The following is a 13,072-nucleotide window of genomic DNA, read 5'->3' on the forward strand; positions in this document are numbered from 1 at the left end:
CGCTGACGAAAGACTTACAGCAAGAGTCGTGAAACTCGAAGCAAGAACTTTCAAGAGCGGAGTGTACGTCCGTACGTTCCGGAGGGTACGGTCGTACGCATGCCGACGGACTACTTCGCTGACGACCCGCGCACGAATCTGGAACGCATGCTCGCGGGCGACCTCTACATCGCTGACGACCCGGAGATCGCACGGCGACAGCAGCGCGCGATGCAACTGGCCGCCCACTACCAGGACGCCTACATCCGGGACGCCGACGGCGCCAGGCCCCTCCTGGCCGGCCTGCTCGCGTCGGTGGGCGAGGGCGTCGACGTACGGCCGCCGCTGTACGTCGATTACGGCAGCAACATCACCATCGGGGCCCGCACCTTCGTCAACTACAACCTGACCGCTCTGGACGTCGCACGGATCACCATCGGCGAGGACTGCCAGATCGGCCCGAACGTCCAACTCCTGACTCCCACCCACCCGGTGGAGCCGGAACCCCGGCGCGACAAGCTCGAAGCCGCGCACCCCATCACCATCGGTGACAACGTATGGCTCGGTGGCGGGGTCATCGTGTGCCCGGGAGTGACCATCGGCGACAACGCCGTCATCGGCGCCGGCGCAGTCGTCACCAGGGACATACCGGCCAACGTCGTGGCCGTCGGCAACCCCGCCCGCCCTGTCCGCAACTTCTGACCGCACATCCCTCATGGCCACCGGACACACCGATCCACAGCGGCGCGAACGGATCCTCGCCGCCACCCTCGACCTGATCACCGAAGCGGGAGTCGCCGGCGTCTCCCACCGCAAGATCGCCACCCGGGCGCAGGTGCCCCTCGGGTCGATGACCTACCACTTCACCGGCATCGACGACCTGCTGCGCCAGGCCTTCACACGCTTCGCCGACCACATCGTGGCCGTCTTCGAGCAACACCTCAGCCGGGCAGGCAGCCCTGAGCAGGCCAGGGAAGCCGTCACCGACCTCATCCACACGCTCTCCGAGGGACCTCGCCGCGATCTCGTCCTCGCCCACGAGCTCTACACCCTTGCCGCCCGCCGGCCGGAATACCGTCAGCTGACCCAGGAGTGGATGAACCGCAGCCGCCACCTGCTGGAACAGCATTTCGACGCGGACACAGCCCGCCAGCTGGACGCGCTGATCGAGGGTCTGACCCTGCACCGCGCCCTGGCCCGCTCGCCCCACGACCGCGCGCTGACGCGACGGGCCGTCGCCCGCATCACTGCCCCGTAGGCGGCACCCCGAGCAGCCCGTGGGGAGCGGCCCGTGACACCGCACCCCACGGGCCCGGGAGGGACGGCCGGCGTCGGCCGTCCCTCAACTTGGTGTTCAGCAGCTGGACTTGCCGGCGTGAATCGCCAGAGCCGTGTTGGAACCGAGGGTGGCCGTGAACTGTCCCGAACCGTTCACCGTGACGGTCGTGTTGCTCTGCACGTCGCAGTACGTGCCCGCAGGCAGCGAGGTCTGGTAAGCGCGGGTCAGGGCGCTCGGCTCGTGATTGATGGCGACATAGCCCTTGCTGCCGCGCCCGAAGGCGATCGCGTCGGCTCCGTTGTCCCACCAGTTGCTGACGGACTCACCACGGGTCGCGTTACGGAAGGCGACCATCGACTTGATCTCCGGCCAGGCGTGCTGGCACTTCCAGCCGTTCTGCCAACAGGCGTTGACCGTACCGCCGTTGGGCGGGCCCGCATCCGTGGACGAGAACTCGTAGCCGGAGTTGATGTCGGGTGCGCCGTAGGGATACGCCAGCATGAAGACGTTCGCCAGGGTGTAGTCGGCGTCGTCCTTGTAGCTGAGCGTGGATCCGTTGCGCTCGGTGTCGTGGTTGTCGACGAAGACACCGGAGACGCCACTGCTCAGGTAGCCCCAGCCCTCGCCGTAGTTCTTGAGATAGGCGAGGTTCTCGTTGTTGAAGACCCGCTTGAGGTCGTACGCGTACCGGAACTCCTGCACGTCGCCGTTGCCGGTGTACTCCGTCGGCTGGACGGCTTCTCCACTGCCGTGGATGACCTCCTGCTTCCAGTACACGGACGGGTTCGTCAGGCGGGACTTGATGTTCGCCAGGTCGGCCGCGTCCATGTGTTTGGCCGCGTCGATGCGGAAGCCGTCGACGCCGAGTGAGAGCAGGTCGTTCATGTAGCCGGCTATGGCACCGCGGACGTACGACTCGTTCGTGTCCAGGTCGGCGAGGCCGACCAGTTCGCAGTGCTGGACGTTCCAGCGGTCCTGGTAGTTGCTGATACGGCTCGTGCAGTCGTCGAAGTCGGGCGACGAGTACAGGCCGGGATAGTCGTACTTCGTGTACGACGAGCCGCCGGTGCCGGTGCCGCTGCCTGCCGACATGTGGTTGATGACCGCGTCGACGACGACCTTGACCCCGGCCGCGTGGCAGGTGTTCACCATGTTCCGGAAGGCGGTGCGGTCGCCGAGCCGGCCGGCGATCTTGTAGCTCACCGGCTGGTACGAGGTCCACCACTGCGGCCCCTGAATGTGCTCGGCAGGCGGGGAGACCTGGACGTAGCCGTACCCGGCCGGGCCGAGCGTGCTGGTGCACTCCTTGGCGATCGAGTCGAAGTTCCACTCGAAGAGGACGGCGGTGACGTCCTTGGTGCCGGGCGGGGAGGCCTGGGCCGTGGTCGGGGTCATGACAAGAGCGGCGGCGGCCACGAGCGTGAGGGCGCCGGAGAGGGTTCTTTTGGCCATGTGGGGGTCCTTCTTCTTTGAAGGCGCCATGGGATGTGGCGTTGAAGGTTCTTGCTGCAAGACAGCTGAAATCTTTCAGCGGAGCTGACGGTACGAGCCCCTTGTTCAAGGGTCAACCCTCTGGGGACGGCTTCGTCACCCGCACGACATCCCTTCATGCTCAAGGTGGTTGACCACTGCGGGCAACGAAAAACGGTTCGACCAACCGGGGCACGACGGGCCAAGATCCGCACTCGTGACGACGCCGAAGCAGTTCCTGATCCAGGCCGCCGCGCGCAACAACGCCGAATGGTGCGCAGCCATGAACCGATCGCACGGCTTGGCAGGCGAGTCCGGGGATGAGGCATGGACGTCCCAGGTCCGCACACCGCCGTACTACCCCGACGCGGTGACGCTGGTGTCGGGCGCCGACCCGGCTGCGCTGGTGGCCCGGATCGACACCACCGCGCCCGGCGCCTCCGTCAAGGACAGCTTCGCCGACCTCGACCTGACCGAGGCCGGCTTCCAGGTGCTGTTCGAGGCGCAGTGGATCCACCGCCCGGCGGGTGCGCCCGGCATCGTGCCGGATCTCGCCTGGGACGTGGCGGGGGACCCGGACACGCTGCGCGCATGGGCGCTCGCCTGGGACGACGGGGACGGCAACGCGGACCTTTTCCGGCCCCGACTGCTCGCTGACGCCGAGACGTTCGTGCTCGCCGGGCGCTCAGCCGACGGCGAGGTGGCCGCCGGAGCGGTGGCGACCCGCAGCGACCAGGTGGTCGGCATCTCCAACGTCTTCTCGCTGGACGGCGGCCCTGACGGGGCCTGGCCGGTCGTACTGGGTGCTGTGCACTGGCTGTTCCCCACTCTGCCGGTGGTCGGCTATGAACACGGCGACGACCTGGCGGTCGCCGTGCGCCATGGCTTCGAGCCGGTCGGTCCGCTGCGGATCTGGCTGCACGGATGACCCGGCGGCCGGGCGGCCGGGCGGCCGGGCGGGCCGAAGGGCGGCGCCGGCCGCCGTGGGCCCGCGTGGTCAGTCCCCGCCGCCTCCACCGCCGTCGTCTCCCCCACCGCCTCCGCCGTCGCCCCCTCCGCCGTCCGCATCCCAGCCGTCTCCGGACCCGCCGCCGGAGCCGTTGTCGTCGCTGCCGGCGCCCAGGTTGGTGAACCAGGGCTGGTCCCAGTCGGGCTCGTCCGTGGACGGTTCCCGGCGGGCGCGGAAGCGGACCGTGCCCGTCGCGTCGCCGAGGCCGAAGGCGACCGCGAAGGTGTGGGCCATGACGGCATCCAGCGGGTCGGGGCTGTCGTGCCGTACGTCCGCGAGAGGAAGGAGCACCGTGCCCGGCACGAACGCGCCGGGCCGGGGGCGAGTGAGGAGGGCCACGGGACTGCCGTTGCAGGTCAGGCGGGAGGACCGCGCGTTCTCGCGCGTCAGCTCCCAGCGGCGCTGCGGGAGCCCGACGGCCACGGAGCGCCTCGACTTCCGCCGGGCGAAGCTGACGGTCAGCGTGGCGGGCGTCTCGCCCACCGTCAGCAGCAGCCCCCTGCCGGGGTTCCTGCGGTCGGCCGACACTCCGTGCGGGGATCGGATCCGTACCACGGGGGCCGACGGCGACCAGACGTCGACGCGCACGGACCGCCGGTCCACCGCCACTGCGACCGGCCCGCCCGGGCCGTCGGCGACACGCCGTGCCATCCACAGGGGCACGCCTTCCGCACGCGCCCGGTCGGCGAGCGCGCTGACCGCCGCCGGGCCACCGGCATGACGTACCGCCATGTCCCCAAGAGCCCGGGCGAATTCGGCGGCCCGGCGCGCCTTGACCGGCTTCGTGGACCCGGTGATACGCGTGACCGGCACGATCCCGGTGCCGGAGGCGAAATACGCGAGCGGCCGCTCGGAGCCACCGCCGCCGAGCCACTGTCCCCGCAAGTACGCGTCCGCCATGGCGACGACATGCAACTCGGCCAACGGGGTCGTCCTGCTCCCCGCCTTCAGCCCGCCCTCGGTCAGTTCGACCGTCCTGGCCAGCGGATTCCAGGACTGTTCCGCGTACACGGCCTCGCTCACCTGTGCGTCCCCCACGTCTCGGCCGTCCGATGCACTGGTGAAGTCGCTCAGAGCCCCGTGCGCGGTTCCGCGGTGATCAGGCCGTGTTCCTACCGCCGAACTGTCGCGTCGTCATCGACCGAGACCTTGTCGGCCCCGATCCGCCGTATGCGTTCGGTGCCCCAACTCCCCAGGGGGGCCAGGGCGGCGTTGAGGGAGATGCCGTGCTCTGTCAGGGAGTACTCGACCTTCGGTGGCACCTCGCGGTACACCTCACGATGCACGAGCCCGTCTTCTTCCATCTCCCGCAGATGCTGAACCAGCATCTTCTCGCTGACGCCCGGCAGGCCGCGGCGCAGTTCGGCGAACCGGCAGGTCCCGTGGTGGTGCAGCTCCCAGAGGATCAGTGATTTCCACTTGCCGGCGACCACGTCCATGGCCGCGTCGATGCCGCAGAAGTAAGGACCTCGTCGTGCTGACAATGCCATCCCGCTCCTCCCCGGAGGCACTTACCAAAAGGTGAGTACCTGACTAATTAGTCCGTACTGGTCAACTCTAGCGGCGGCGGAGAGGATCGAGCCGAGGAGCCGACGAGCCGCAGAACACGAGGGGAACCGCGAAGTGACAACGAACAGCGACGTTCAGGTGAGCGTTCTCGGACTGGGGGCGATGGGGAGCGCCCTCGCAGGCGCTCTGGTGAAGGCCGGGTACACGACAACGGTCTGGAACCGCTCACCCGGCAAAGCAGAGGGCCTCGTCTCGCTGGGCGCCAAGGCCGCCACCACGTCCGGCGACGCCGTCCGTGCCGGCCGGCTGGTGATCGTATGTCTGCTGGACCACGCCTCGGTCCATGAAGTACTCGATCCGCTCTCCGACGAACTGGCCGGGCGAACCCTGATCAACGTCACCACGACATCCCCGGCCCAGTCCCGGGAGCTGGCCGCCTGGGCCGCCCGTGCCGGGGTCGCGTACTTGGACGGCGGCATCATGGCCGTACCGCAGATGATCGGCGGGCCGGGGGCATCGGTCCTCTACAGCGGGTCGGCCGAGGTGTTCCATCAGCACAAGCCGCTGCTCGACCTGTGGGGAACCAGCAGCTATTTCGGTGAGGATGCCGGGCTGGCATCCCTGTACGACCTCGCCCTGCTCTCCGGCATGTACGTCATGTTCGCCGGATTCATGCACGGCGCCGCCATGGTCGCGCCGGCCGGCGTGACGGCGGGCGAGTTCGCCGCCATGGCGGCGCCCTGGCTGACCGCCATGACCGGCGCCTTCCAGGGATTCGCCGCAGTCATCGACGGCGGGGACTACACCGTCGAAGGGCAACAGAGCCTCGAGTTCTCCAACCTCGGTGACATCCTGGCCGCCAGTTCCGAGCAGGGCCTGAGCACCGAGGTGGTGGCCACGGTCCAGCGGCTCATCCAACGCCAGATCGACGCCGGCCATGGACAGGAGGGCTTCGCCCGGATCTTCGAGAGCATCCGGCAACCCGGCTGACAGCCCCCACGGACCGGTTCGGGGCGCCGCCGCCCCGAACCGGGGCGGCGGGCCCTGAAAGCCGACTACAGGCGGCTGCCGGAACAGCCGGCCCTTGACGAACGAAGCGGACCGTCAGCCCGTCGTCCACCACACCGTCGTGTCCGCCGGCAGCTTCGCCTCGCCCTCGTCCGTGACGGTCACCTCGCCGCTGGTGAGCAGCACTCGGCCGTACGCCGGTACGGTCACCGCGTCGCTCCCGGTGTTGGCCGTGCAGGCGAACTCCCCGCGGCGGAAGGCCAGGACGCCCTCGGGGGCCTTCAGCCACTCGACGCGGTCACCGGCGCCGAGGTCGGGCTGGTCGCGCCGTACGGCGAGCGCGGAGCGGTACAGCTCCAGTGTGGAGCCCTCGACCCCGGTCTGCGCCTCGATGCTCAGCTCGGCCCACTCGGCCGGCTGCGGCAGCCAGCTGCCGCCGGTGCCGAAGCCGTACGACGATCCCGTACGGGTCCAGGGAATCGGCACCCGGCAGCCGTCACGGAAGCCGTCCTGGCCCTCGCCCCGGAAGTACGCGGGGTCCTGGCGCACCTCGTCCGCCAGGTCGACGACGTCCGGCAGGCCCAGCTCCTCCCCCTGGTAGATGTACGCCGATCCGGGCAGCGCCAGCATCAGCAGGGTCGCCGCCCGCGCCCGGCGCAGGCCCAGGTCGCGGTCGCCGGCGGTACGGATCTGGGTGCCGAGCCCGGCCGGGTTGGCGAACCGGGTCGCGTGCCGGGTCACGTCGTGGTTGGACAGCACCCAGGTGGCCGGGGCGCCCACCGGGCGCATCGCGTCGAGGGTGCGGTCGATGCACGCGCGCAGCTCGGCCGCGTCCCAATGGGTGCTCAGGTACTGGAAGTTGAACGCCTGGTGCAGTTCGTCGGAGCGTACGTAGTTGGCGGTGCGCTCGATCGTCGGGGTCCACGCCTCGGCGACGAAGATGCGGGCGCCCGCGTACTCGTCGAGCACCGTGCGCCACTGCCGGTAGATGGCGTGCACTCCGTCCTGGTCGAAGAACGGCATGACATCGTTGCCCAGCAGCTTCACCTGCTCGTGCGTGCCCAGGTCCGGCAGCCCCTCGGCCTTCACCAGTCCATGGGCGACGTCGATACGGAAGCCGTCGACGCCCATGTCGAGCCAGAACCGCAGGATCGAGCGGAACTCGTCGCCGACGGCCGGGTGGTCCCAGTTGAAGTCGGGCTGCTCGGGCGCGAAGAGGTGCAGATACCACTCGCCGGGTGTGCCGTCCGGCTCGGTGACCCGTGTCCAGGCGGGCCCGCCGAAGATGGACTCCCAGTCGTTGGGCGGGAGCTCACCGCTCGCGCCCTTGCCGGGGCGGAAGTGGTAGCGGTCCCGCAGCGGGGAGCCCGGCCCTTCGGCGAGTGCGCGCTTGAACCACTCGTGCTGGTCGGAGGAGTGGTTGGGCACCAGGTCGACGATGATCCTCAGGCCCAGCGCATGGGCGTCGCGGATCAGCGCGTCCGCGTCGAGCAGACTGCCGAACATGGGGTCGACGGCCCGGTAGTCCGCGACGTCGTAGCCGGCGTCGGCCTGCGGCGAGGCGTAGAAGGGGCTGAGCCACACGGCGTCGACGCCGAGGTCTCGCAGATACGGGAGTCGGGAACGTACGCCCTCCAGGTCGCCCATGCCGTCGCCGTTGCTGTCGGCGAAGCTGCGCGGATAGACCTGATAGATCACCGCGTCCCGCCACCAGTCGCGGTGTCTGGCGACAGTGGCGAGAGCCGACGTCGAAGCGGGGGCCGGGGCCGGGTCAGTGGAGTGCTGGCTCATGGCGTCCTTGATGCGTAACGGGGTTCGGTTCACTGAGGTCTGTCGATGCGTCTACGGATTCACGGGGCTACGGATTCACCGTTCTACGGAATTGTGGCGCTTTCAGGTTTTCGGCGGTTTACGGAAGTCTCGGAGTGTTCCGTGGCACGGATGTGAGACGGCCGCGGTGCCGGCGGGGTCGGACAGGCACCGCGGCCGCCACCCGCGCGGTGTGCGCGCGGGAGCCGTACGGCAGGGACGGTCAGCCCTTTGTGCCGCCCGCGGTGAGACCGGTTACCAGGTTCTTCTGGACAAGGTAGAAGAAAGCGGAGACGGGCACGGCGATCAGCACGGCCGTCGCGGCCATGTAGTGGCGCTGTGCGTCATGCTCGCTGACGAAGCTCTGCAGGCCGACGGCGAAGGTGTACTTCGTGTCGGACAGCATGAACGTCGAGGCGAAGGCGACCTCGCCGAACGCGGTGATGAAGCTGTAGAACGCGGCGACCGCCAGGCCCGGTTTGGCCAGCGGCAGGATCAGCCGCGCGAACGTGCCGAAGGGGGTCAGCCCGTCGACGCGCCCGGCCTCGTCGATCTCGAACGGGATCGTGTCGAAGTAGCCCTTGAGCAGCCAGGCGCAGTACGGCACGGCCGTCGAGCAGTAGACGAGGACCAGGCCAAGGTAACTGTCGATGAGCTGGAGTTCCGACAGAATCTGGTACATGGGCACGATCAGTACGGCGATCGGGAACATCTGGGTCACCAGCAGCACCCACATGAACTTCTTGTAGCCCGGGAAGCGCATCCGCGAGACCGCGTAACCGGTCGTCGCCGCGACCAGCACGCCGATGAGCGTCGTACCGAGTGAGACGACGAGCGTGCTCGTCAGCCAGTCGAAGAACTTCGTCTCCTGGAGCACGAAGACGTAGTTGTCGAAGGTCATCTTCCCGAAGATGCGCCCGGGGTGGAGGTAGTCGTCCTTGTCCGGGCCGAGGGACAGGAAGACCAGCCAGGCGATCGGGAAGAGCGCGATCAGGCTCGCGACGATCAGGACGCCGTGCGAGGCGAGGGAGGCACCGAGGCCGCGCTCGCCGCGGCGGCGGGCCTTGCGCGGCCGAACCGCGTCCGGGGCCTGATCCGCCGCCGAGGTGGTCGGAAGGGTCGTGGTGCTCATGGGGACTCCTGCCTCAGATCGCGAGCTGCGGATCGTTGCGGTTCAGCCAGCGGCGATAGACGGAGGTGAAGACGATCAGGATGGAGAGGAGCAGGATGCCGTACGCCGCGGACTGCGCGTAGTCGCGTGGCTGCTGGCCGAAGCCCAGGTAGTACGCCCAGGTCACGAGGATGTCGACGTCCGGGGCGGTGTTGCCGAACAGCAGGAAGATGATGGCGAACTGGTTGAAGGTCCAGATGACGCCGAGGAGTACGACGGTGGAGCTGACGGACCTCAGGCCCGGCAGGGTGACGTACCGGAACCGCTGCCATGCGCCGGCGCCGTCCATCTCGGCGGCCTCGTACAGCGCCGAGTCGATCGACTGCAGTCCGCCGAGCAGCGAGACCATCATGAACGGCACACCGCACCAGGTGTTGACCATGATCGCGGCGAACCGCTGCCAGAAGGTGTCCTCCAGCCACAGCGGCGTCGGCAGGTGCAGCGCGTCGAGGGCCGAGTTGATGACGCCGCTGTCGGCGAGCATGAAGCGCCAGCCGAAGACGGTGACGAAGGTGGGCACGGCCCACGGCAGGACCAGGATCAGGCGGTACAGCGTCCGTCCGCGGAGCTTCTGGTTGAGCAGCAGCGCGAGGCCGAGGCCGATGGAGTAGTGCAGGGCGACGCAGGCGGCCGTCCAGACGATCGTCCAGATGAAGTGCGACCAGAAGCGGTCGTAGGCGGTCTCGCCCCACAGGAGGTCGGCGTAGTTGTCGAGGCCGATGAACTTGTACGTCGCCTCGATCTCGTTGACGCCGATCGTGCGGGCCGTGTTGAGGCTGTTGGCGTCGGTGAGCGACAGGTAGAGGCCGTATCCCAGGGGGTAGAGCACGAGGACACCGAGCACGATGACCACGGGCGTGATCATCGCGTACGCGTACCAGTACTTCTGGTAGCTGTGCCTGAGGCGCCTCAGTGGCCCGGGGCGCGGGGCCCGCTCACCGCGGCGCTTGCCGGTCGCGCGGTCGATGGCGACTGTCATGGTCGACAACCTTCGTGGAGATCTGCGGATCTGGGGTGAGCCGGGTGGCGGCAGGCCGGTGGCCGTCGGGTCCCTCCCCCGAGATCAGGGGGACCCGACGGCCACGCGGAGTCACTTGCTGAAGTCCGGGACCAGCTTGGCGATCGCGGTCTGAGCGCTGCTCAGGCCCTCGTCGAGGGACTTCTTGCCGCCGGCGACCTCGTTGAGTTCGGTGTCGAGCGGGGTCCACAGGGAGCTGTACTCGGGCAGCGCCGGGCGCGGCTGGGCGGCGGGGAGCACGGCCTGGTAGCCGGCGATGCCCGGGTCGGCCTTGACCTCGGCGGTGTAGGCGTCCTCGCGGGTCGGCAGCGTGGAGTTCTTGAGGGCGATCGTCTCCTGGGACTTCGCCGAGGTCATGAACTTCAGGAACTTCAGCGAGGCCTCCTGGTGCGCCTGGTCCGAGCCGGCGTACACGGAGAGGTTGTGGCCGCCGGTCGGGGCGCCCGCCTTGCCGGTGGAGCCGGCCGGGACGGTGGCGATGCCGAGGTTGGCCTTGTCCTTGAAGGCCGAGCCCTTGTAGAAGTTCGTGATCTCCCAGGGGCCCTGGATGATCGAGGCGACCTTGCCGCTGACGAACGCCTCCTGGATATGGGCGTACGCGTCGGCGGTGGTGTCGGCCTTGTGCAGGCCCTTGCCGCCGAAGAGGCTCTTCCAGGTCTCGTAGCCCTTGACCGCGGCCGGCGACTTCACGGTGATCTTCTTGGCGTCGGCGTCCACCGTGTCGGCGCCCTCGCCGTAGAGGAAGGACTGCGCGTAGTAGGCCTGGGTGGAGCCCCAGTAGCCGTCGACGCCGGTCTTGTCCTTGATGGTGGCGGCGGCCTTCTTCAGGTCGTCCCAGGTGGCGGGCGGCTTGCTGATGCCGGCCTGCTTGAAGAGGTCCTTGTTGTAGACCAGTGCGAGCGTGTCGGTGACCAGGGGGACGCCGTACGTCTTGCCGTCGTACTTGGCCTGCTCGACCAGGCTGGACTGGAACTTGTCCTGGTCGGCGAGGGCCTCGGTGCCGTCCAGCGGCAGGAAGAAGCCCTTCTTGGCGAAGGCGGGGGTCCAGCCGACCTCGGAGCGCAGGATGTCCGGGGCGCCCTTGGCTCCGGCGGCGGTGTCGAACTTGTTCTGCGCCTGGTCGAAGGGCACGTTGACGTAGTCGACCTTGATGTCAGGGTTGGCCTTCTCGAATTCCTTGACCAGGGCCTGGTACGTGGGTGCCTCATTGGTGGCGTTGGAGGTGTCCCACCAGGTGATGGTGAGAGGGCCGTCCGACTCGTCGCTGCCGCTGTCACTGCCGCCGCAGGCCGTCGCCATGAGGGCGAGGGACGCCACCAGTGCGGTGGCCGCTATGCCACGCCGCATGAGTTCTCCTTGAGGGTGAAAGCCCGTGTGGTTTCGAGAGCGGCCCCGTCCGCCGCTCGCCGCCGACTCGCGGACTGCGTCGCTGCCGCCGCCGGGCGACGCTGAACGTAACAGCGCTGCAAGCGTTACGAAAGAGCTTGCAGCAAAAAAATGCAAGTGATCTTCGAAGTTATCCCGACGTGACCCAGGAGCGACCGGCGTGAGACGCTTGTTTACGGACGTAGAGCAGCCCGCACTGCCTATGCAAGACTCTGCAAGCCCTTGCCGTCACTTTCACCAGGGAGCGCGATGCCCCAGCAGCCCGGACCGGGCCGGTCACCAGGTCGCCCACCACGCCGGACCGGTGTGCACGGCGACACCCGGCCGGTACAGTCCACCCCTGTGACCACACGGCTTGCCGACATCGCAGCCCAGGCGGGGGTGAGCGAAGCGACCGTCAGCCGCGTCCTGAACGGGAAGCCGGGCGTCGCCGCCACCACCCGCCAGTCCGTACTGGCCGCACTGGACGTCCTCGGCTACGAACGCCCGGTACGGCTGCGGCAGCGCAGCGAGGGTCTGGTCGGCCTGATCACGCCGGAGCTGGAGAATCCGATATTCCCGGCGCTGGCCCAGGTCATCGGCCAGGCCCTGACCCGCCAGGGCTACACGCCGGTCCTCGCGACACAGACTCCGGGCGGCTCCACCGAGGACGAGCTGACGGAGATGCTCGTCGACCGGGGTGTCGCCGGGATCATCTTCGTCTCGGGGCTGCACGCGGACACCTCCGCGGACATGCAGCGCTACGAGCGGCTGCGCGGCCAGGGCGTCCCCTACGTCCTCGTCGACGGTTTCTCGCCGAAGGTCCAGGCCCCGTTCATCTCGCCGGACGACCGCGCGGCGATGGCTCTCGCCGTCACCCACCTCGTCTCGCTGGGGCATACGAACATCGGGCTCGCGCTCGGCCCGAAGCGGTTCGTGCCGGTACAGCGGAAGATCGAGGGCTTCGTGCGGACGATGCAGGACCTGCTGGGCCTGAGTACGGCCGACGTCGAGCAGCGGCTGGTGCAGCACTCGCTCTACACCCTGGAGGGCGGCCAGGCCGCGGCCACCGCTCTGATCGACCGCGCGTGCACGGCCGTCGTCTGCGCGAGCGACATGATGGCGCTCGGTGCGATCCGGGCGGCGCGGCAGCGCGGCCTGGATGTTCCGCGGGACATCTCGGTGGTCGGCTTCGACGACTCCCCGCTCATAGCGTTCACCGACCCGCCGCTCACCACGATCCGCAAGCCGGTGCCGGCCATGGGCCAGGCGGCCGTGCGGACGTTGCTGGAGGAGATCGGGGGGACACCGGCTCCCCACAGTGAGTTCGTGTTCATGCCGGAGCTGGTGGTACGGGGTTCGACCGCTTCGTCCCCTGGGGAACGGAATCGTCCCTAGGCAGTAGAAAACGCCGCGTCCCCAAGTCCCTGAGGCGTAGAAGGTGCGACCAGGACC

12 protein-coding genes are annotated in these 13,072 nt (G+C 68.7%); 5 read left to right on the forward strand and 7 right to left on the reverse strand.

The window, feature by feature from the left end:
• Nucleotides 1-99 precede the first annotated feature (99 nt).
• Together ACGFNK_RS38445 and ACGFNK_RS38450 are read left to right on the forward strand one after the other, a co-directional pair.
• A complete protein-coding gene (locus ACGFNK_RS38445; RefSeq protein WP_393423645.1) occupies nt 100-681 on the forward strand; it encodes a sugar O-acetyltransferase in 582 nt (193 codons plus the stop codon).
• A 13-nt stretch (nt 682-694) separates the two neighbouring features.
• Nucleotides 695-1,237: a TetR/AcrR family transcriptional regulator gene (locus tag ACGFNK_RS38450; protein WP_393423647.1), complete on the forward strand. Its 543-nt coding sequence runs from the start codon at nt 695-697 to the stop codon at nt 1,235-1,237.
• 96 nt (nt 1,238-1,333) lie between these two features.
• Here ACGFNK_RS38450 and ACGFNK_RS38455 read toward each other — a convergent pair whose 3' ends face one another.
• On the reverse strand, nt 1,334-2,710 hold the full coding sequence (locus ACGFNK_RS38455; protein ID WP_393423649.1) for an alpha-amylase family protein: 1,377 nt from the start codon (nt 2,708-2,710) through the stop codon (nt 1,334-1,336).
• A 235-nt stretch (nt 2,711-2,945) separates the two neighbouring features.
• On the opposite strand from ACGFNK_RS38455, the gene ACGFNK_RS38460 reads away from it, so the two are divergent.
• Nucleotides 2,946-3,656, forward strand: coding sequence for a hypothetical protein (locus ACGFNK_RS38460; RefSeq protein WP_393423651.1), 711 nt, complete (start codon nt 2,946-2,948; stop codon nt 3,654-3,656).
• A 69-nt stretch (nt 3,657-3,725) separates the two neighbouring features.
• Here ACGFNK_RS38460 and ACGFNK_RS38465 read toward each other — a convergent pair whose 3' ends face one another.
• Both ACGFNK_RS38465 and ACGFNK_RS38470 read right to left on the reverse strand, forming a co-directional pair.
• Nucleotides 3,726-4,775 (reverse strand): hypothetical protein, encoded by a 1,050-nt coding sequence (locus ACGFNK_RS38465; RefSeq protein WP_393423652.1) that lies wholly within the window; start codon nt 4,773-4,775, stop codon nt 3,726-3,728.
• A gap of 74 nt (nt 4,776-4,849) precedes the next feature.
• Nucleotides 4,850-5,227, reverse strand: coding sequence for a winged helix-turn-helix transcriptional regulator (locus tag ACGFNK_RS38470; RefSeq protein WP_393423654.1), 378 nt, complete (start codon nt 5,225-5,227; stop codon nt 4,850-4,852).
• 133 nt (nt 5,228-5,360) lie between these two features.
• Here ACGFNK_RS38470 and ACGFNK_RS38475 point away from each other — a divergent pair, with 133 nt between their 5' ends.
• Nucleotides 5,361-6,236: an NAD(P)-dependent oxidoreductase gene (locus ACGFNK_RS38475; RefSeq protein ID WP_393423656.1), complete on the forward strand. Its 876-nt coding sequence runs from the start codon at nt 5,361-5,363 to the stop codon at nt 6,234-6,236.
• Nucleotides 6,237-6,350: 114 nt separating this feature from the next.
• Here the strand turns inward: ACGFNK_RS38475 and ACGFNK_RS38480 are convergent, their stop codons facing one another.
• The 4 genes from ACGFNK_RS38480 to ACGFNK_RS38495 form a co-directional block, all read right to left on the reverse strand.
• Nucleotides 6,351-8,045 (reverse strand): glycoside hydrolase family 13 protein, encoded by a 1,695-nt coding sequence (locus ACGFNK_RS38480; protein WP_393423658.1) that lies wholly within the window; start codon nt 8,043-8,045, stop codon nt 6,351-6,353.
• A 241-nt stretch (nt 8,046-8,286) separates the two neighbouring features.
• Nucleotides 8,287-9,195 carry a sugar ABC transporter permease gene (locus ACGFNK_RS38485; RefSeq protein WP_393423660.1) on the reverse strand — a complete coding sequence of 303 codons (909 nt, stop codon included), beginning with the start codon at nt 9,193-9,195 and terminating at the stop codon, nt 8,287-8,289.
• Nucleotides 9,196-9,208: 13 nt separating this feature from the next.
• Nucleotides 9,209-10,213, reverse strand: coding sequence for a carbohydrate ABC transporter permease (locus ACGFNK_RS38490; RefSeq protein ID WP_388678341.1), 1,005 nt, complete (start codon nt 10,211-10,213; stop codon nt 9,209-9,211).
• Between the two features lie 111 nt (nt 10,214-10,324).
• Nucleotides 10,325-11,599, reverse strand: coding sequence for an extracellular solute-binding protein (locus tag ACGFNK_RS38495; protein WP_393423663.1), 1,275 nt, complete (start codon nt 11,597-11,599; stop codon nt 10,325-10,327).
• 381 nt (nt 11,600-11,980) lie between these two features.
• Here ACGFNK_RS38495 and ACGFNK_RS38500 point away from each other — a divergent pair, with 381 nt between their 5' ends.
• The gene (locus ACGFNK_RS38500) at nt 11,981-13,015 is read left to right on the forward strand and encodes a LacI family DNA-binding transcriptional regulator (protein ID WP_393423665.1); all 1,035 of its coding nucleotides are present in this window, start codon (nt 11,981-11,983) and stop codon (nt 13,013-13,015) included.
• The last annotated feature ends 57 nt before the right edge of the window (nt 13,016-13,072 follow it).

It is taken from the genome of Streptomyces sp. NPDC048825 (assembly GCF_043198355.1).
Classification (GTDB): domain Bacteria; phylum Actinomycetota; class Actinomycetes; order Streptomycetales; family Streptomycetaceae; genus Streptomyces; species Streptomyces xiangluensis.